Raw genomic sequence first — 19,307 nt, 5'->3', positions numbered from 1 at the left:
GTATGCGCGACCGGAACAACACCTCCCCGGGACACCGAGCCGTGCTCGGTCACCTTGAAACTCTGGGGCACGTGGTGCGTTCGGGCGGCGTCGTAGTAGTGAGGAATCAGGCCTCGACGGTTTCCTCAACGTCCTGACCCTGAGCACGTGCCACCTGGGACTCGCGCTTCTCACGGATACGGGCGGCCTTGCCGTGGCGATCCCGCATGTAGTACAGCTTTGCGCGGCGCACATCGCCGCGGGCGACGACCTCGATCTTCTCAATCACCGGGGTGTGCACCGGGAAGGTGCGCTCCACGCCGACGCCGAAGGACACCTTGCGCACGGTGAATGTCTCGCCGATGCCGGAGCCCTGGCGGCCGAGCACATAGCCCTTGAACACCTGGACACGGGTGGTCTTGCCCTCCACGATGTTCACATGGACGTTGACGGTATCGCCCGGGGCGAAATCCGGGATATCGCTGCGCAGGCTGGCTGCGTCGACAAAATCAAGCTTCTGCATTGGTTCTCCTCCAGAGCACTGCCGCAGGTCAGCGCCCTGATGTCAGGGACCCGGACCGCGGCGCATCAGGCGCACGGCGCTGGTCATATAAGGCGTGAAGTCCACCGGACGAGGAATGGTCGCTCCGGTGGGGCCCATCTGTCCGGCACCTATCCCCTGCGGCAGAGTCGGCGCCCAGTAGGCACAGCCCTCTATTATGCCACACCTCGCGTGCTGGGCTGAACTCCCGTAGCGTGGACATCAGCGGCAGCTGCCGCCTGTTGACGTACACCACGAGTTGAGACCTGAGAGTGACTGATGATGACTGATACACCGACTGATACTGTCCCTGAGCTGAAGCAAGCCTTGATCGAGGCCGCTGACAACCGGACGGAGCAGGGCTTCGTCCAGGAGGACGTGACCAAAGTCCTCAACTCTTTCCTCAACAGTCCGGTGTTCGTGGCCAGTTCAGCGGATCCTCAGGGCGAGCAGGGGGCGAACCTGCTGATGGTCCAGGACAACGACGGAAATGCCCTGCCGGTGCTCTTCACCACCGAAGAGGCCGCCGGCGAGCATCAGGAGCAGGCTCCCTACGTGGTGCAGACCAACGGGATCTCCCTGGTGCAGTCCCTTGACGGGGTGGGTGTGGTGCTGGACCCGATGAGCGAGCATCAGTTCCTCATTCCCGCCGAGCAGATGGGCGCTATGCGCAGTTTTGTGGAGCAGAAGCTCGGCGAGGCCGGCACTGACCCGGACACGAGCGCTGATCAGGAAGACTGATACCGCTGCCAGAGGTCGGGGCGGATACTCTTAGTCCGTTCCTCGGCCTGGGCGCGACGCCACTGTGCGGTCTTGGCGTGGTTGCCGGAGAGGACCACCTCGGGGATGTCCAGTCCGCGCCAGTGGGCAGGCTTGGTGTAGACCGGGTACTCCAGCAGGCCCTCGCTGTGCGACTCCTCCTGTAGGGAGGCCTCATTGCCGATCACTCCGGGGATGAGCCGGGTGACGGCCTCCACTATGACCACTGAGGCCGCCTCTCCCCCGTTGAGAACATAGTCGCCGATGCTCAGCCGGAGGACCTCGAAGTGCTCAGCGGCCCAGGCGGTAAGCCGTTCGTCGATGCCCTCGAACCTCCCCGGCGCGAAGACCAGATGAGGCTGCTCGGCCAGCCGTGTGGCCGCGTCCTGGGTGAAAAGCTCGCCTGATGGCGTGGGGATGACCAGCGTGGGTCGCAGCGCGGGGTTCGTGTCCGCCAGGACCACTTCTAAGGCCCTGGCCCAGGGCTCTGGCTTCATGACCATGCCCGCGCCGCCGCCGGCCGGCGGGGAGTCCACGCTGCGGTGCTTGTCCTCGGTGTGGTCACGCAGGTTGTGCCGGTGGATCTGCAGCACCCCATCCTGCTGTGCACGGCCGATCAACGAGAGGTCCAGCACGTCGAAGTACTCGGGGAAGATCGAGATCAGGTCGATACGCATATCAGTAGCCCCTAGTTTTCGTAGGGTTATCGAATCTGCGTAGGCCTACAGCCCCACGACAACTCGAAAGCCCTACGATTTCTGGCTCCGGGCTCACGGGAAGAGACCTTCGGGCGGAGTGAGGGTGATCTGGCCGGCCACGGCGTCGATCTCCGGAACGATCTCCTCGACGAAGGGCACCATGACCTCATCACCTGCTTGAGTTCTGACCAGCAGCAGATCCTGGGCGGGCCCGGTGACCAGTTCGAGGACGACGCCGAGCTGATCCCCTTCCGGAGTCAGGCAACTGAGTCCCTCCAGCTCGTGGGAGTACCAGCCCTCGTCCTCGTCGTGATGGCTTGCCACATCGGCCAGGAGCACGGAGCCGCGCAACGCCTCGGCGGCATTGCGGTCGGGGATCTCTTCGAACCCGAGAAGGCAGATCTTCTTGTTCCAGCGCTGGGTGGCGACTGTCAGTGTGGAAGTAGTCCTGTCGGCGGTGTCCTTGCCGGCCTCGCAGATGAGGACCGACCCTGGAGCGAGCCGGTCCTCGGGCTGATCGGTGAAGAGCTGGACGGTCACCTCACCACGGATGCCGTGGGGCTTGCCGACGCGGGCAACCCGCAGACGTTCAGAGCCTTCTTCCACCTCAGCGGCGGCGGTCAGTGTCGACGACGTCGACCCGGACGTCGGTGCCGCCGGGCAACGCTGCGACCACCGTGCGCAGAGCCTTGGCCGTTCGGCCCGCCCGGCCGATCACCCGACCCAGGTCTTCGGGATCGACCCGGACCTGGAGAGTGTCGTAGCGGCGTCCGCCCTTGCGGCGGACATCGACCTCATCGGGTGAGTCGACGATTCCGCGGACCAGGTGCTCCAGTGCGTCGGTGAGCGCAGCGTCGGTGCTCATGCCTCGGCCTTCTCCTCAGCAGGAGCCTCAGTCTCTGCGGGGGTCTCCTCAGCAGCGGGCTTCTCAGCCTTCTCGGTGATCACCGAACCCTTGGAGGGGGCAACAAACTCCTCTTTGGGAGCTTTGGTCTGCAGAGTGCCCTCGGCACCGTCGAGGCCCTTGAACTTCTGCCAGTCGCCGGTAACGGTCAGCAGCTGCTTGACCTGATCGGTGGGCTGGGCGCCCACTGAGAGCCAGTACTGGGCCCGCTCGGACTCGATCTCGATGAATGAGGGGTGCTCGGTGGGGTGGTACTTGCCGATCTCCTCGATGTTCTTGCCGTCACGCTTGGCGCGGGAATCGGCGACGACAACGCGGTACTGGGGGGCGAACTTCTTGCCCATTCGCTTCAGACGAATCTTGACTGCCACTTGTGTGGTTTCTCCTGTATGTCTTGGGGCGCGCACTGAGGCACCTGCTGCGTGGGGTGATGCAAACAGCGTCTGCCGTGCGCTAGAACGTTGTTCGGGCCGGCGAGAGTAGAGGGTGCTCACCGAACCTGAGCAAAGTACCTGATCATTCTGCCAGATCTGGCGGAGAATCGCATGTTGCGGTGCTACTTGAGATATTTCTCGAATCCTTTGGGAAGACTCAGGTCCTCAGCGTTGAAGTCCTCGGCGCCTGCGCCGAAGCTGGACCCGTCCATCTGACGGCTCACCCGGCGCTGCTCGGCCTCGCGGGCCTGCTGGGCTGCCTTGGCCGGGTTGCCGGAGACGCCCTTCTTCTTCTTTGCCTTGCTCTTCTGCTTCTTCTTTCCGCCACCAGCGCCTGCACCTGGCATCCCGGGCATCGCCCCACCGGGCATTCCAGGCATCCCGGGCATACCTGAGCCGGACGCCATCTTCTTCATCATCTTGGCCGCCTGGCCGAAACGCTCCAGGAGCTGATTGACCTCAGAGACGTGCACCCCGGAGCCTGCGGCGATGCGGGCCCGGCGCGAACCGTTGATGATCTTCGGTGCGTTGCGCTCATGCGGGGTCATCGAGTTGATGATCGCCTCGACCCGGTCCAGCTGGGAGTCGTCGAACTGCTCCAGCTGCTGCCGCATACCAGCGGCACCGGGCATCATGCCCAGCAGCTTCTTCATCGAGCCCATCTTCTTGATCTGCTGCATCTGAGCCCGGAAGTCCTCCAGGGTGAAGTCCTCCTGGTCGGCGAACTTCTTAGCCATTTTGGCGGCCTCAGCCTTGTCCCAGCTGGCCTCGGCCTGCTCGATGAGGCTGAGGATATCCCCCATGTCCAGGATGCGGCGGGCCATCCGGTCGGGGTGGAAGACCTCGAAGTCCTTCAGCCCCTCACCAGTGGAGGCATACATCACCGGCTTGCCGGTGACTCGCGCCACAGAAAGGGCCGCGCCGCCACGGGCATCACCGTCGAGCTTGGTGAGCACCACGCCGGTGAAGTCCACACCCTCATTGAACGCCTGGGCAGTGTTGACCGCGTCCTGACCGATCATCGCGTCAATCACGAACAGGGTCTCGTGCGCACCCACGGCGGCCTTGATGTTAGCCGCCTGGCGCATCAGCTCCTCGTCGACGCCCAACCGGCCGGCGGTGTCGATGATCACCACATCGTGCAGCTTCTCCCTGGCCTGGGCGACGCCGTCACGAGCCACGGCCACCGGGTCTCCGGTGGGTGCCTCGGCCTCTGAGCTGACGCCGGGGTGCGGGGCGTAGACCGGCACCGAAGCACGCTCACCGCCGACCTGGAGCTGCTTGACCGCATTGGGCCGCTGCAGGTCACAGGCCACCAGGATCGGGGTGTGCCCCTGGTTCTTGAGGTTGAACGCCAGCTTGCCGGCCAAAGTGGTCTTACCCGCACCCTGGAGGCCGGCCAGCATGATGATGGTGGGAGGCTGTTTGGCGAACTGAAGCTGACGGGTCTGTCCACCGAGGATGCCGACCAGCTCCTCGTTGACGATCTTGACCACCTGCTGGCCGGGGTTCAGCGCCTCCGAGACCTCCGCACCCAGCGCACGGGCCTTGATCCGGGCGATGAACTCGCGCACCACCGGCACGGCCACATCGGCATCCAGCAGGGCGCGTCTGATCTCACGGGCGGTGCCGTCGATATCGGCCTCGGTCAGCTTGCCCTTGCCGCGGAGGTTCTTGAAGGTCGCTGTCAGGCGATCGGAGAGCGAATTGAACACGTCGGGTGCGTTTCCTTACAGACTCATGGTGGCGGCGTCGTCCCCGTTCAGCCCCAACTTGAAGCTGGAGCCGGACGGCGATCTTTCAAACCTCTAGGGTAGCAATGTGAGCCAAAAGCAGGATGCCCAGGTGATTAAGTCCGCGCTGGACACTCATCTGGCCTACCTGCGCGCGGCTGCCTCTGTGCACCGCACAGCGGGCCGGGCTCTCTCCCGGCATCCTGAGCTTCCAGACCTGCTTCGATCACGTCAGAGCCCGATCGCTGTCTCCGCGGCCCACCGGGCACGGGGCGCTTCTTTCGGCCAGCGGGCCGAGTTCGTGGAGCAGCTGCTTGACTTTCCGGTGGCGGGGCTGCCGGCGCTCGGCCCCAGCGATATGCGCACCTTGCAGGTGTCGGCCCACATCGGTGCAGCTGCCCTGCCAGAAGATGTGGCCCGGGCCATCACCGAACGGGAGGTCGCCTCCCGCCTGCACTCGGCGCAGCCGGTTGCCCGGCCGTCTGCCGAACAGCCCTCGGTCACACCTCCGGCGGCGGATCCCGCAGATTCCGCCGCTGAGAGCTCCGATCCTGCACCGCAGAGGAAGAGGCGGGCCTGGCACAGGCGCAGCTTCGAGGACATTCTGCGCGGCCGCAAGTAGGATCAGCCGTGTCAGTTGAGAGCATGCACCACAGAGCCGACGAGGGATAGACACAGGCATGACAGAGCACACCGGGCCGCAGCCAGCAGACCTTCCACGGCCGGATTCAGAGGACGATGTGGAGCCCGAAGCTGCTGATCCGACCCCGGAGCAAGAACCCGACGGCGCTGGTATCGAGGAGGAGATCCTCCCTCCGGAGGATATCGGGACCAACGCCCAGCAGGTCGTCTCCGCACTGCTCGGGCATCAGCGTGACCTTGTCGCAGAGCTGCACAGCGTCTATGAACGTCTGGAGCAGGTTCGTGCCGTGGACTATTCCGCCCTGGAGTCCCGGGTCACCGAGGCAGAGGCAACCGTCTCAGCTGCCCCCTCGGCCGCTGAGCTGCATGAGCTACTGGGCCTGCTAGAGGATGTCTCCTCCTCCTTGCAGGACCAACAGGCCAAACAGGCGGAGCTGGAACAGTCGCTGAAAGAGGCCGCAGAGTCCCAGGCCATGCAGTTGGCCGAGCGGGATGCCCGGATCGCTGCACAGAACGCCCGGATCGAACAGCTGGAGTCCGCGATCATCGCTGCGGCCGAGTCTGCCGACTCCGCGCATGAGAAGTTCCAGGCCCTGGCCAAGGAGGTCGAGTCCAGCCTCATCCATCGGGTCGGTGAGCGTGTCTCCCCCGCGGCCCAGCAGGCCAGAAACGCTCTACACAACCTCCGGAGCCGCTTCAGGAGGTAGCCGCCTGTGGGAGACTGGTCGGCGTGGAAACCTCAGTCTTCATCACATCCATTGTCCTCGGCGTCATCCTAGTCGGCCTGCTCGGGCTGTTCCTGGTCAGGGGCCGCCCGCTTTCGCGTTCAGCAACGCGCTCTCGATTCCCCGAGGCCCGGGATCCTGACGATCTGCCGCCCGGAGCCCCGGAGGAGCCCGACGGAGCGACTCTGGTGGCCGACCGTCCAGAGGGCACCCCCGCTGATCTCGACCTTGAGGTGCCAGAGACCGCCGTCGAGCCCGGGCTCGATACTCCAGAGGCGCTGGGCACCCGGTTGGTTAGACTGCGCGCCCGGCTGGTGAAGTCCAACAACATCTTCAGCAAGTCCCTATTGGCGCTGCTGAGTGCTGATGAGATCGACGACGACGTCTGGGATGAGATCGAGGAGACTCTGCTCTCTGCCGACCTCGGCGCCGATCCGACCGCGGACCTGGTGGATACCCTGCGTGAACGGGTGAAGGTGGAGGGCTCCAAGGACCCTCAGCAGGTCAAAGCGATGCTGCGCGAGGAGCTGATCCGGCTGGTCGACCCGGAATTCGACCGCAGCCTCGCCTCGGAGGCCGTCGGCCGGCCGGCGGTGGTCATGGTGGTGGGCGTCAACGGGGTCGGCAAGACCACTACGGTGGGCAAACTGGCGCGGGTGATGGTCGCCGAGGACAAGGATGTCGTCCTGGGCGCGGCCGACACCTTCCGCGCTGCGGCTGCCGAGCAGCTGACCACCTGGGGCGCCCGGGTCGGGGTGCCGACAGTCTCCTCTGACGTGGAGGGCGCGGACCCGGCATCGGTGGCCTATGAAGCCGTGGACAAGGCCGCTGAGCTGGAGTCCGACGTGGTCATGGTCGACACGGCCGGCAGGCTGCAGAACAAGGCCAACCTCATGGACGAGCTGGGCAAGGTCAAGCGTGTCATCGAAAAGAAGTCCGACGTCGATGAGGTGCTTCTGGTGCTCGATGCCACCACCGGGCAGAACGGGCTGAACCAGGCAAAGGTCTTCTCCGAGGTGGTGGACGTCACCGGGATCGTCCTGACCAAGCTGGATGGGACTGCACGCGGCGGCATCGTGGTGGCGATCCAGAAGCAGCTAGGTGTGCCGGTGAAGCTGATCGGCCTGGGTGAAGGCCCTGATGACCTGGCACCGTTTGAGACGGAATCTTTTGTTGACGCGCTCCTAGAGGAGTGATGATTGAGGGATAAATTCCTTTTCCCCGGAAAGATTTAACAGTCCTGAAACATAAGGGCACTCAGGGTGAAACACGTCAAGGCGACCATGGAGTACAGCTCGCACCGGTGATGGTCATCGGTGAGTGATGTTTCCTGGAGGGACACATGGAGATACCTGATGTTGTATGGGTGATCGTGGCCGGTGCGCTGGTGCTGTTCATGACACCCGGACTCGCACTGTTCTACGGCGGTCTGACACAGACCAAATCTGCTGTGAACATGATGATGATGAGCTTTGCGGCGATGGGCCTGGTGGCCCTGACCTGGGCCCTGTGGGGCAACGCGATTTCCGGCGCTGACGCCGTTGCCGGCGGTCTGTTCGGCAACCCGGCGGCTGATTTCGCCCTGTTTGAGTCTTTCGCCGAGCAGGAGAGCCTGCTCGATGTCGGTTTCGGCGCGACCTTTGCCATCATCACCACCGCGCTGATCTCCGGTGCGATCGCTGACCGTGCCAAGTTCTCCGCCTGGATGATCTTCGTGCCGATCTGGATGACCCTGGTCTACGCCCCGCTGGCCTTCTGGGTCTGGGGCGACGGCGGTCTGCTCACTGATGGCTTCATCGGTTCCGCAGTGGGCGAGGCAGTGGACTTCGCCGGCGGCCTGGTGGTCCACATGTGCGCCGGCCTGGCGGCCCTGGCCCTGGTGCTGGTGATCGGCCCGCGCTCGAACTTCGCCCCCACCAAGCCGCATAACGTTCCGTTCGTGCTGCTGGGGGCTTCCATCCTGTGGTTCGGCTGGTTCGGCTTCAACGTCGGCGAGGCCGGCGACGCCGCTCAGGCGGGCATCAACTGGATCAACACGATGCTGGCACCGGCCGCTGCTCTGGTGGCATGGCTGATCACCGAGTGGGCGCGCGGCAAGAAGCCGACCCCGGTGGGTGCAGCCTCCGGCATTGTGGCCGGCCTGGTGGCCATCACCCCGGCCTGTGCCTACGTCAACCCGCTGGGTGCGATCATCCTCGGCCTGATCTCCGGTGTCATCTGCTGCTTCGCCGTGGACTTCAAGTACGGCAAGTACGACGACACCCTCGATGTGGTCGGCCTGCACTTCGTGGCCGGCCTGTGGGGCACTATCGCGATCGGCCTGTTCGGCAGCGAGGCCCTGATCCAGGTCGACTTCCCCGAGCACTCCGGCGGCCTGCTGCTCGGCGGCGGCTTCGAACTGCTCTGGGCCCAGATCGTAGCCTGCGTGGTGACCCTGGTGTTCACCTTCGTGGCCACTTACATCATCGGTCTGGCCATCCACAAGACCATCGGCTTCCGCGTGGAGGAAGAGGTCGAAGAGGGCGGCATCGACTCCGTAGCTCACCAGACCACGGCCTACGGCGCCGAGGTTCCTACCGCGAAGTAATACTTCAAACCTCTCAGTGACACGAGGGCCGGGACACAGCCACACAGCTGTGTCCCGGCCCTTTCCTTGTGCGTGTCTACTGTGGGACGGGCTTCCTTCCAGAGACGCTCCTCGCAGACATAACACTCCGGAAGACCCGCCTAGGACATATCGCGATCATCATGATTACGCCAGTCAGCGCCGGAGGCCCCCGCAGAGCCGTGATTGTCAGCCGGAAGGTCGGCCACGAATCTCCGGCGGTAGTTTCACGGTGCCAGAAACGTCGTGGCGGGGGCAGTAGAGAATTACGCCTATACTGTCGGGGCAATGAATATGCCACCCACGGACTTCGACCCCACGGCCAAAGCAACAACATGTGAGGGATTGAGTCGGGCACAGGAACCGAAAGGGGCCAACCGGCGATGAACAGCGAGAACGAGCCTCACACCGAGGTGGGCGGGGTCCCATTGCCAACACGGCTCCTCGACGGTTATCAGGTCCACCGCGCAGCTCTCGCACGCGATCTGAATACGCTCGCACTGCCCCGCCAGGTGCTTCTGGCCGGAACTGTCAGCGCTGTGCCCTCCGAACTCTCCTACACCCATGGTGTGCCCGAGGCATCAGGACTGTCAGCGGTGACCTTCGCCCAGGACCACAGGCTGAAGCGAGCGCTCCTGGACAGGGCTAAGCTTCCCACCCCCACAGGGGCGTCCTTCTCCTGGAAGAGCATCTCCGAGGCAGAGAAGTGGGCGGAGAAGATTGGCTACCCTGTGATTCTGCGAGAAGGAGTCGGCGAGAACCCCGTACGCGCAATCGGCAATATCACCTCTGGTGAGCAGCTTCGCGCAGCGTTCAACGAACTGCGCCGACGCGATAAGGCGGACAGGACACCGGGCAGCAATCCGCACACCGCCGGCTACGCCACCACTCGCCTCACCTTCACCTTTGACGAAGAAGGCAACGAGGTAGCTCCCTTACGCTCCCGAATGCTGGTGGAGAAGCAGATGCCTGGGCGAACCGTCCGTGCCTTTGTTATCGGCGATGAATTAGTCGCTGCGGTGGAGTTGGATACCGACGACTCCACCGGTGTTCGCAGCGTGAAGCACGAGCTGAGCGCTGAGGATGTGGCTTTGTTCACCCAAACGGCGGCTGCAGTGCCTGGACTCGCCTGTGCCACCGTTGATGCTGTACAAAACCCCGAGTCCCCGCAGCAGGGATCCTTCCCTTTGCTGATCACCGGCATCTCGGAACGCCCTCGGATCGAAACCTACGCTTCTGCCGACGCCGGGCTGGGCGATGTCATCGGTGACGCGCTTCTGAATTTCCAGGCTGGTGAGGCTCAGGTTGATCTCCCAGCGGCTGTGAGCACGATCTTTCGCCGGATTGAGGTAGAGGGCCTACGTCATGCAGACCAAGTAGCTAAGGAGCTCCCGAGCATCGCCGAGTCCTACGGGGCGCGCATCAGTGTCGAGCACTCAGACGCCGTCTCAGGCGACGTTGTGGGAACGGCAAGCGGCACCCCCGAAGTCCTTGCCGCGCTCGTGGAACTTCTGATGGCTGGCTGCCTCGTTGATGACAGAGCAGCTGCCGTGAACTACTCGAAGGGATCCTCAGTTGCCTGAAGTCACACCCCGCGGAAACGTCCTCCGTACCGAGGACACCGGTCAGACAGGCCCGATCTTCCTCGTACGCCTCATCCGACTCCGACGCGATGAAGAGATGGCACGGCCTAGCAGGATCTATGCGCAAGTCGTGGGACATCGCGCCGACCAGGAGATCTCGACCGTCGGCCAGGCTGAACTCATCGACGGTGGCGAGGATCTTCTTATGCCCGCTGCCGCCTGGGAAGTCGGTGAAAAGCTCCTTAAAGGCCTACTGTTCAAGGATGTTCCCTTGGGCGACGCCGGTCAGGCACAAGCTTTCATCGATGCGATGACCCTCTCCGAAGCATCTGAGATCGCGGAGCTGCAGGAGAGCCCCGGCAGAGAAGCCTTCGAACGCATCAGGGATGCCGTCAAAGAAGCATTCGTGATGTTCAGCGCCCATGACGCACCGTCCAGGGACGATCTGGGCAGGATGCTTGAGACGAAGCTTCCGCAGGTGAACCGTTACTTCGTCGCCCCCGAACCAACGGCCCCTCACTTTCAAGGGGAACCTGCCAACGTCTTCGAGGACGCCCCTTTTATCGAACCGCTGCCTAAGGACGGCACAAAGGGGCACCTGCTGGAGCGTGAGGCCCTGCGTTACGGCATGGCCAGCACTCGTTATCCCAACGGCGCGTTCGTCGTCACTGATCTCAACAGTCAGAAGCAGCTTGGTTTCAAATGGGGCCGTTCACCCCTTGCCAGCGGTGTGGCGCTGTCAATCTGCAGCTACAAAGAGGCGACGCGCCGCCTGCTCAAGCGCATTGATGTGCCGGTGCCCCACGGCCGTGTCTTCTCCACAGCAGACCGTGACCTCGCCGTGCAGTACGCGGACCGCATCGGCTACCCCGTGGTCTGCAAACCGGTCGCAGGCCTGCGCGGTATTGGCGTGGTGGCGAACATTCAGAACCGGGAGGAGCTGGAAGACGCGCTCACTCTCTACCAGCAGAGCCAGCTGGGCGATGATGACTTCGTCATCGAGGAACATGTTCCCGGCGAGGACTACCGCATCGTCGTCATCGGGGATGAGGTCGTCGCCTCTGTGGTCAGATCCGCAGCCTCTGTCACGGGCGACGGAATGCACACAGTGGCCGACCTCATCGAGTACAAGAACCGTGCCCGCCAGGAGAACCCACATCTCAGCTCCCGCCCGATCACACTCAGCGAATCACTGCAGTATCAACTCAAGCTAGCAGGCTTGACGTTCTCCTCCATACCCGAGGCGGGCCAGACCGTTCTGCTGGCCAACTCCGCGAATCTCTCGCAGGGTGGCGACAGTTTTGAGATCGCCGATGAGATGCACCCCTCCATCAAGGAGCTAGCAGTCAAGGCTGTTCAGGCCGTGCCCGGGCTGGGTTTCTGCGGCCTGGATATGCTGATCGAGGATCACCGCAAGCCGGTATGGGAACAGAGATGCACGGTGATCGAACTCAACGCCCACGCCGCCATCGGCAGCGCTCAGTATCCCATGTGGGGAACCCCCGCGCCTGTCGCCAAGAAATTCTTCGAGGCCACTGCGGCTGCCTCGGAGATCACGCTTCCGGAGCATCAGAGTAAGAGACTCACACTCCGATTCGACATCCGGGGGCGTGTGACCGGCGTCGGCTACCGTAAATGGTTCGGCAAGCGAGCCCGGCGCTTCGGCCTCACCGGATATGTGAAGAACGCGAGCCGGAAGCGCGTCGAAGCAGTAGTCTCAGGTCCGGCTGACGCTGTCTCCGCGCTCGGCTACTTGGCCACGACGGGGACCACTAAGGCGGTCATCACCTCGGTGGTGATGACGCCGGTCGAAGACCCTCTGATGGAGCAGTTCCAGGTGATGAAGACGCCGACCCTCCGTGGCCTCCTGCGCAGAGTCAAGCGCCAGGTTTCTCAGCTATTTTGAGCAGCCCACACATCCTGTGTGCCCGACAATAACAAATGGCGGATTATTATGAGCTTCTCAGATCATTTTCCGGATATCGTCACCGATGAGCCGAATCTCTACGACGACGACGATTCACAGTCAGTCGTTGCCCAACAGATCGAACAGGGACGGAATATCGGCACTCTGGTCACCTCCCGCGCTGCTGAGCGAGACGGCGCCACTGTCCGCTGGTACGGCACCTACAGCGCCATCGCTGAGAAGGACGGTCAGCAGGTGCTCATCCGTGGCCACATGTGCACGGACACCGTCACCGGCGGACTGATCGTCAAGGACAAGTACCTGACGAAACAGCTGCTCCAAGACGCCGGCGTGCCCACCCCGCGAGGCCTGCTCGTCGCGTCTGCCGAAGACGCGGTGCGCCTCCAGAAACAGTTCGGAGCCTCCGTGGTGGTCAAGCCCCGATACGGCGGGCAGGGCAAAGGCGTCACCGTCAACGCCCATACGGCCGAGGAGATCACCCAAGCCTTCCATCATGCTAATAGGGATGGCCGTGGCGTGCTTGTCGAAGAGTATATCGAAGGCATCGAGTTTCGACTCGTCGCGACCCCGGACAAGTGCTTCGGAGCAATCCGACGACTCCTGCCCCATGTAGCAGGCGACGGACAGTCGACAGTCCTGGAACTCATCGAGGCTAAGAATGAGCTCAGGAGAAGGAACCCCAACAACTGCATGCTGATGATCCCTGTCGATCAGGCCACGGAGAAGCACTTGGGCAGGCAGGGGCTTACCCTCGGATCAGTGCTGCCCGAAGGGAAACGCATGACAGTTCGCAACGTCGGCGGTATCAGTAGCGGCGGAGAGGCCAGCGAGTGCCTGGACTTGCTTGACCCGGCAGTTCTGACCGTGGCGCGGGACGCTATCCGGGCGATCCCCACCATGGACTGGGGTGGGGCCGACATTCTGGTTGAGAAGGCAACCGGGAAACCGTACCTCCTCGAGCTGAACACCAACGCGGCCATCAGCAACTCCACGTATCCCGTCTACGGCACGCCCAAGGATGTGGGTGGTCCCGCATGGAAGCGGCTCCTTGAGCGTGCCTCTGCTGACGATGCGAAGCAGGCAGAGCTCCACCCTGTTGCCTCACCGACCAACATGGTGCAGAAGGTCCTCCCGGGAGGACCCGACAATGAAGCTTCTGCTTTGACCATTCGGACCCACGCTCTTGTTCGGCATCTGCAGGCGCAGGGCTGGACCACCGAGTACAAGGCCACCCGTCTCATTGTGGCCAACAAGGAGGGTGAGCCAGATAAATGGTTCAACGGGATGATGGATGAGCGTTTCTATGCAAGTGCGAGTTCACTCCTGCGCCGACACCACATTGCACAGCAGATTCTGCGCGATGCCGGCCTCACTGTTCCGCGCTCTGTCAAAGTTCAAAGCTTAGAGGAGATTAAGGCCTACCACGCACGGGCAGAGACCGATCTGTTCCTCATCTCTCGTCAGGCGGGGTGGTACGCCCGGAGGCCCTTCGACCCGGACAGCATCGAATATCCGGGAGAAGAAGGCAAAAACCTCACCGCTCAGCGTGCGCAGACCGGCCGTCGTTTCAGAGTCTGCGCATCCCGGACACAGTCTCTTGCCCTCCTGGGCGAAGAAGGTAGCACGCCTGTTTCCGCCACACTGTCTCACCGGATCAGTTCAACGGCTATCGATGCTGTGCATGGCATCCCCTCGCTCCCATGGGCGTTCGTAGATCTCCTGGTACGAGACTCCGCTAAGCAGTCGATCATCGTCGAAGGTGTCTCAGTCAAACCTGACCTGCGGGACTTTCCCACCCTTATGGCAGGCTCTGTCGAAGGAATGCTCGCCGAGATCGCCGGACTCTCAGTCCCTTAACCGCTGGGACACCACCCGTGTCGAGCCATCCTGCCGCATGGACACACCGTAGAGAGCATCGGCGATCTCCATGGTGCGCTTCTGGTGGGTGATGACGATCAGCTGAGAGCTCTCCCGGAGTTCCTCGAAGATCACCAACAGCCGGGACAGATTAGTGTCGTCCAGCGCAGCCTCCACCTCATCCATCACGTAGAACGGACTCGGCCTGGCCTTGAAGATCGCCACCAGCAGGGCCACCGCGGTCAGCGAGCGCTCGCCCCCGGAGAGCAGCGAGAGCCTGCGGATCCGCTTGCCCGGGGGCCTGGCGTGGACTTCGATGCCGGTGTTGAGCATGTCTTCGGGGTTGGTGAGCTCCAGCCGCCCCTCGCCGCCGGGGAAGAGCCGGGAGAAGACCCGTTCGAACTGAACCCTGGTGTCCTCCCAGGCCTCAGAGAACACCTGATGCACGGTGGCGTCCACCTCGGCGATGATGTCCAGCAGATCCTGCCGCGAAGTCTTCAGGTCGGTCAGCTGCCCCTGCAAATAGGCGTGCCGCTCTTCCAGGGCAGCGTGTTCCTCCAGAGCCAGCGGATTCACTTTGCCCAGTGCTCTCAGGTCTCTTCTGGCACGCGCCAGGCGCTGTTCCTGCTCAGCCCTCACGTAGGGCCGCTCAGACTGCTGGTCCTCCTCATCGGCCTCAGGGTCCGGGATCGGCTGGTCCGGGCCATAGTGCTCGATCAGGTATTCCGGGGTCAGGCTGAGTTCTTCTTCAGCCCGTGACTCCGCGGCCTCCAACGCCAGTCTGAGCTCAGTTCTCCTCAGTTCCGCTTGATGCAGACGCGCGGTGATCTCCTCGAGCTGGTCGGACTCGCCGGCCCGGCGCTCGGTCAGCTCGGCGACCTGGGACCTCCAGACCGCGTGCTGCTCCCGAGCAGCTGCTTGAGCAGCATCGATGGTGACGAGTTGGTCCTTAATGCCTTCCACGGCGGTCTGTGCTTGATACCCGATCTCCTCGGCCGCATCTGCCCGCCGGCTGCGTGCAGCGGCGGCGCGCTGCGCCTGTTCACGGCGGTGTTCCTCGGTCTGCGCCGAGCGTCGAAGTGAGGCTGCCCGGTCCAGGAGCTGCTTGTGCTGCTCCTCAGCGGCCCGTAAGGCCAGCCGAGCATCGACTTCATCGCGCCGTGTGGCAGAGGCTGCTTCGGCAAGCCGGTCACGCTCCTCGGTGGAGGGCTCCTCCACCAGGTCGTCGTTCTCAGCGGCCTCCAGCCTGGCGGTCACTTCGGAAAGCTGCTCGGCGGCATCCCGGGCAGCCGTCTCAGCATCCTCCATCTCCCGGACGAAACCGGTGATCCGCTCCTGAGAACGAGTGATCTCCTTCTTGAGCCGCCCCAGCTGCTCTTCTGCGCTTCTGATCGCCGAGGTGCTGGCCTGCAGCGCCTCTGATGCGTCATTGACCATCAGCTCGGCGGATGAGACGGCGGCCCGGCTCTGCTCAATGTCCTCGATGATTCCCCCGAGCTGCCGGTCTGCCTCGGCAGACTTCTCGGTGAGCTCCTGGATCTGGCTCTGCAGCTTCTGAACGGTGTTCTCTCCCGCGGTCTCTACCCATTCGCCCGCACGGATCACTGCTTGCCCCAGAGCCAGGGCGGCTGTGGCATCTCCCCGTGCCACCAGCCGCTGACCGAAGGTCTTGTCATCGACGACGACGACGCCCTCAAGTGCGGACTCCAGGTGACTCGCCACATCGCCGCCGGCCTGGACGAGTTCCAGCGGAAAGGCCGCACCTGGCTCATTGAGCTTGACATTCTCCTGGGCTGCCGCCAACGCTGCTTCGAGCCCGGAGATTCGTGCGCGGGATTCGCTGACGGTGATCTCCAGCCGCCGCTGTTCTGCGCTGAGACTGTCATGTGCAGCTTTGAGCTGTTCATACTCCTGCTGGGCTGAACGGTGGGCCTCCTCCAGCCCGGAGTCCCCTGTCTCCATGCTGCCGATGCGCTGTTCCAGATCGGTCAGTTCAGCCTGCGATGCCTCCAGGGTGATCTGCTCGGCTTCGCGCTGACCCTCGGCGCGGCGCCGCCGTGCCTGCGCTGCGTCCGCGCGGCCCTGGGCGGTCTCCACCCTGCCGTTGAGCGTCGCCACACCGGCTTTCCGGTCGGCCACAGCGCGCAGCTGTTCGGTGATGCGGGTCTCTTCGGCCTTCAGCGCCTCTTCTGCCTCAGCCCGGGCCTGACTGACCGTCTGCAGAGTCTCCTGCGCGGTCTTCACCGCCTCTTGTTGGGTCTCGGCCTCCGCGCTGACCTGTTCTGCCCGGGCGCGAAGCTGCTGCGGATCGCCTTCGGCGGAGAACTCCGCGGCAGGGCCGCTGCGGAGGCTGCGCGCCCGCTCTTCCGCCAAGGAGGCCACCGAGCGCAGCCGCTCCTGGACGTGGGAGAGACGGTGATGCCCGTCGGCCAGCTGGTCTGCCCGGGCGCGCTGGGCCTCAGCCTGGGCCGTCAGCTCCGCGATCCGGGCATCCTGCTGGGACAGCCGGTCCTTGAGCTCAGCGGCGGCGTGGTGGTCGGCCTGTTCCCCCTGGGAGGATGCGTGCAGAGCGGTGGCGGCGCTGAGGAGGTCATCAGCGATCAGGCGGGAGAGGGCATCGCGGACATCATGCTGGATCCGCTGAGCCTGCCGCGCCACCTTCGCCTGGCGCCCCAGCGGCGCCAGCTGGCGGGAGATCTCACCGATCAGGTCCTCCAGCCGCTCCAGGTTAGTCTGCATGGACTCCAGCTTGCGGACCGAGCGTTCCCGGCGGCGCCGGTGCTTGAGCACCCCTGCTGCTTCCTCGATGAAGCCTCGGCGCTGCTCAGGGGTGGCCTGCAGGATTTGGTCGAGCTGCCCCTGCCCCACGATCACATGCATCTCCCGGCCCAGGCCGGAGTCAGAGAGCAGCTCCTGGATGTCCAGCAGCCGACATGTGGTGCCGTTGATGGTGTACTCCGAGCCCCCGGAGCGGAACATGGTCCGGGAGATGGTGACCTCGGTGTAGTCGATCGGCAGGGCGCCGTCGGCATTGTCGATGGTCAGCGACACCGAGGCCCGGCCCAGCGGCTGCCGCTCGGTGGTTCCGGCGAAGATCACATCCTCCATGGACCCGCCACGCAGGGATTTTGCCCCCTGCTCCCCCATCACCCAGGCTAGGGCGTCGACCACATTGGACTTCCCCGATCCGTTGGGGCCGACCACTGCGGTGACACCGGGCTCGAACTCGAAAGTGGTGGCCGCGGCAAAGGATTTGAAGCCGCGGACGGTCAGCGTCTTCAGATGCACGGGGTCACCACCTCAGTTCACTGGTCAAGCGGGCAATGTCCACCATTCTGCCCCATCACCGGTAGCATCGCCTCATGTCTGAAACGCCCAGCAATCACGACGACGCCGATGAGTACCAGGACGCCGAGCAACCCGACGATCCCGACCTCAGCGATTCACCCAGCCGGAAGCACAGTGCGGGCTTCGTCACCCCCGGCTTCGCCAGGCGTGCCGCAGCCCGCACGCTGGAGAACCTGAAAGATCCCGCAGGCGTGCCCTCGCGTGCGGCGAAGACCTACCGCTACCGCCGGCGCCAGTTCGGTGCGGGCCGCCGTTTCCTGCGCAAGGAGTTTCGCTGGGAGACCGAGTGGTCCAACCGCAAACCCGACTGGTGGCGCAAGGGCTTCCTCTCACGATCAGTCACGCTCTACGGGTTGGAGGAGGGGAACGACCCCTCGCTCTACATCAATGACGTCCAGCGCTATTTCCGCACCAAACGTATGGTCAGTCCGCATCTGCAGGAGGTGCTGAACAATAAGTTCTCCTTCTTCCTGCTGGTCAAGAGCCTGGGGCTTGACTCGGATGTGGTGGACCTGCTGGGCCTGCACACCCGGGGCCACGTCCACCCCTTCCCGCAGAGCCGCCGCATCCCGCTGGAGGATTTCCTGGCTGAGGCGTTGGAGGAGCGCGGGCACATCTTCGTCAAACCGCTGCACGGTGCAGAGGCCAATGGTGTGCGCTCCATGAAGGTCACCGAGGATGGCTACCGCATGGACGGCAGGCCCAGCGGCATTGAAGAGATGGCCGACTGGGTGCGGGATTTCCCGCGCCCTGTGCTGTTCGAGGCCGCCATTGTTCAGCACCCCGAGCAGGCGGGGCTGAACCCGCACTCCACCAATACCATCCGGCTGCTGACCATGCCGGATGTCACTGGCGACCATTCCCCCTTCATCATCCGAGCCTCGCAGCGCATCGGCTCGGAACGGTCCGGGCATATCGACAACTGGACCAAAGGCGGGCTGTCGGCCAATGTGGAGCTGGAGACTGGAATATTGTCCGCCGCCGCCCAGCTGCCTGAGGGTGACGAGCTTCAGTGGTTCGCCGAGCATCCCGACTCCGGCGCCAGAATCCAGGGGCACCAGGTGCCGTTCTGGGAAGAGGCCAAAGAGCTGGTGTTGGAGGCCGCCCGCCGTCTGGCGTTCATGGAGTACATCGGCTGGGACATTGTGATCACCGAGTCCGGACCGGTGATCCTGGAGGCCAACATCAACTCCGGCATGAATGTGCTCCAGGTGCATGGGCCGCTGCTGGCCGACCCACGTGCGGCTGCCTACTACAAGGCCCGCGGAGTGGTCTGATTCTTCTCTGGTCCTATGTGGATCAGGAGCGGCGGCGGGTGATGGCGATACCGGCGGCACCGATTCCGATGACCAGTAAGGCCACCACACCAAGGGCCAGCATGCCCCGGTCAACACCAGTGGTCGCCAGATCGGAATCAGACTCTGCCTCATCCTCTTCGGTGGCAGCTTCAGTGTCCTGCGGAACCTCCGTCTCCTCCGGTGAGGGCTCCGTCTCCGTGGGAGCAGTGGTCGGGTCGGGGCTCTCTGTGGAGTCCGGAGATTCGGTGGGTTCCTGAGTAGGTTCCGGGGTCTC

Annotated in this window: 16 protein-coding genes and 1 pseudogene; 9 read left to right on the top strand and 8 right to left on the bottom strand. The window is 63.8% G+C overall.

Annotated features, from left to right (window positions below):
- Nucleotides 1-106: 106 nt before the first annotated feature.
- Entirely contained in the window at nt 107-502 is a 396-nt protein-coding gene (rplS, locus tag DVO78_RS09910) for a 50S ribosomal protein L19 (RefSeq protein WP_120004715.1), read from the bottom strand.
- A 297-nt stretch (nt 503-799) separates the two neighbouring features.
- On the opposite strand from rplS, the gene DVO78_RS09905 reads away from it, so the two are divergent.
- The gene (locus DVO78_RS09905) at nt 800-1,261 is read left to right on the top strand and encodes an SseB family protein (protein WP_120004713.1); all 462 of its coding nucleotides are present in this window, start codon (nt 800-802) and stop codon (nt 1,259-1,261) included.
- On the opposite strand, the gene trmD is transcribed toward DVO78_RS09905, so the two are convergent.
- From trmD to ffh, 5 genes are all read right to left on the bottom strand, one after another.
- Nucleotides 1,249-1,956 carry a tRNA (guanosine(37)-N1)-methyltransferase TrmD gene (gene trmD, locus DVO78_RS09900; protein WP_120004711.1) on the bottom strand — a complete coding sequence of 236 codons (708 nt, stop codon included), beginning with the start codon at nt 1,954-1,956 and terminating at the stop codon, nt 1,249-1,251. The genes DVO78_RS09905 and trmD overlap by 13 nt on opposite strands.
- A gap of 93 nt (nt 1,957-2,049) precedes the next feature.
- Nucleotides 2,050-2,583, bottom strand: a complete 534-nt coding sequence (gene rimM / locus DVO78_RS09895; protein WP_120004709.1) for a ribosome maturation factor RimM — start codon at nt 2,581-2,583, stop codon at nt 2,050-2,052.
- Between the two features lies 1 nt (nt 2,584).
- Nucleotides 2,585-2,842 (bottom strand): RNA-binding protein, encoded by a 258-nt coding sequence (locus DVO78_RS09890; protein WP_120004707.1) that lies wholly within the window; start codon nt 2,840-2,842, stop codon nt 2,585-2,587.
- Nucleotides 2,839-3,252: a 30S ribosomal protein S16 gene (gene rpsP, locus DVO78_RS09885; protein ID WP_120004706.1), complete on the bottom strand. Its 414-nt coding sequence runs from the start codon at nt 3,250-3,252 to the stop codon at nt 2,839-2,841. The genes DVO78_RS09890 and rpsP overlap by 4 nt, the downstream gene beginning before the upstream one ends.
- A gap of 185 nt (nt 3,253-3,437) precedes the next feature.
- Nucleotides 3,438-5,030 (bottom strand): signal recognition particle protein, encoded by a 1,593-nt coding sequence (gene ffh, locus DVO78_RS09880; RefSeq protein WP_120004704.1) that lies wholly within the window; start codon nt 5,028-5,030, stop codon nt 3,438-3,440.
- A gap of 106 nt (nt 5,031-5,136) precedes the next feature.
- On the opposite strand from ffh, the gene DVO78_RS09875 reads away from it, so the two are divergent.
- From DVO78_RS09875 to DVO78_RS09845, 7 genes are all read left to right on the top strand, one after another.
- Nucleotides 5,137-5,670: a hypothetical protein gene (locus tag DVO78_RS09875; protein WP_157983985.1), complete on the top strand. Its 534-nt coding sequence runs from the start codon at nt 5,137-5,139 to the stop codon at nt 5,668-5,670.
- A 58-nt stretch (nt 5,671-5,728) separates the two neighbouring features.
- Nucleotides 5,729-6,397: a hypothetical protein gene (locus DVO78_RS09870; RefSeq protein ID WP_120004701.1), complete on the top strand. Its 669-nt coding sequence runs from the start codon at nt 5,729-5,731 to the stop codon at nt 6,395-6,397.
- A 23-nt stretch (nt 6,398-6,420) separates the two neighbouring features.
- A complete protein-coding gene (gene ftsY / locus DVO78_RS09865; RefSeq protein ID WP_238385242.1) occupies nt 6,421-7,611 on the top strand; it encodes a signal recognition particle-docking protein FtsY in 1,191 nt (396 codons plus the stop codon).
- A 146-nt stretch (nt 7,612-7,757) separates the two neighbouring features.
- Nucleotides 7,758-9,002, top strand: coding sequence for an ammonium transporter (locus DVO78_RS09860; RefSeq protein WP_120004699.1), 1,245 nt, complete (start codon nt 7,758-7,760; stop codon nt 9,000-9,002).
- Between the two features lie 401 nt (nt 9,003-9,403).
- The gene (locus tag DVO78_RS09855; protein WP_120004697.1) at nt 9,404-10,603 is read left to right on the top strand and encodes a hypothetical protein; all 1,200 of its coding nucleotides are present in this window, start codon (nt 9,404-9,406) and stop codon (nt 10,601-10,603) included.
- Between the two features lie 130 nt (nt 10,604-10,733).
- Nucleotides 10,734-12,509, top strand: coding sequence for an acylphosphatase (locus DVO78_RS09850; RefSeq protein WP_162301585.1), 1,776 nt, complete (start codon nt 10,734-10,736; stop codon nt 12,507-12,509).
- 48 nt (nt 12,510-12,557) lie between these two features.
- Entirely contained in the window at nt 12,558-14,387 is a 1,830-nt protein-coding gene (locus tag DVO78_RS09845; protein WP_120004694.1) for an ATP-grasp domain-containing protein, read from the top strand.
- On the opposite strand, the gene DVO78_RS09840 is transcribed toward DVO78_RS09845, so the two are convergent.
- Nucleotides 14,376-17,675, bottom strand: a complete 3,300-nt coding sequence (locus DVO78_RS09840) for a chromosome segregation SMC family protein (RefSeq protein ID WP_120004692.1) — start codon at nt 17,673-17,675, stop codon at nt 14,376-14,378. The genes DVO78_RS09845 and DVO78_RS09840 overlap by 12 nt on opposite strands.
- 74 nt (nt 17,676-17,749) lie before the next feature.
- Between DVO78_RS09840 and DVO78_RS09835 the strand changes: the two genes are divergently transcribed.
- Nucleotides 17,750-19,012, top strand: a complete 1,263-nt coding sequence (locus tag DVO78_RS09835) for a sugar-transfer associated ATP-grasp domain-containing protein (RefSeq protein WP_120004690.1) — start codon at nt 17,750-17,752, stop codon at nt 19,010-19,012.
- Between the two features lie 22 nt (nt 19,013-19,034).
- Here DVO78_RS09835 and DVO78_RS09830 read toward each other — a convergent pair.
- Nucleotides 19,035-19,307: pseudogene (locus DVO78_RS09830) on the bottom strand (hypothetical protein); the annotation flags it as partial.

The organism is Nesterenkonia muleiensis (genome assembly GCF_003600155.1).
GTDB lineage: Bacteria > Actinomycetota > Actinomycetes > Actinomycetales > Micrococcaceae > Nesterenkonia > Nesterenkonia muleiensis.
Note: the sequence above shows the minus strand (reverse complement) of the source record. Positions and strands in the feature narration are given on the sequence as shown.

Excerpts from the sequence above, each read along its gene's own strand:
- DVO78_RS09890 (WP_120004707.1), bottom strand. The coding sequence starts at position 2,842 with ATGAGCACCGACGCTGCGCTCACCGACGCACTGGAGCACCTGGTCCGC.
- DVO78_RS09855 (WP_120004697.1), top strand. The coding sequence starts at position 9,404 with ATGAACAGCGAGAACGAGCCTCACACCGAGGTGGGCGGGGTCCCATTG.
- DVO78_RS09835 (WP_120004690.1), top strand. The coding sequence starts at position 17,750 with ATGTCTGAAACGCCCAGCAATCACGACGACGCCGATGAGTACCAGGAC.
- trmD (WP_120004711.1), bottom strand. The coding sequence starts at position 1,956 with ATGCGTATCGACCTGATCTCGATCTTCCCCGAGTACTTCGACGTGCTG.
- rplS (WP_120004715.1), bottom strand. The coding sequence starts at position 502 with ATGCAGAAGCTTGATTTTGTCGACGCAGCCAGCCTGCGCAGCGATATC.
- DVO78_RS09845 (WP_120004694.1), top strand. The coding sequence starts at position 12,558 with ATGAGCTTCTCAGATCATTTTCCGGATATCGTCACCGATGAGCCGAAT.
- DVO78_RS09860 (WP_120004699.1), top strand. The coding sequence starts at position 7,758 with ATGGAGATACCTGATGTTGTATGGGTGATCGTGGCCGGTGCGCTGGTG.
- DVO78_RS09905 (WP_120004713.1), top strand. The coding sequence starts at position 800 with ATGATGACTGATACACCGACTGATACTGTCCCTGAGCTGAAGCAAGCC.
- DVO78_RS09870 (WP_120004701.1), top strand. The coding sequence starts at position 5,729 with ATGACAGAGCACACCGGGCCGCAGCCAGCAGACCTTCCACGGCCGGAT.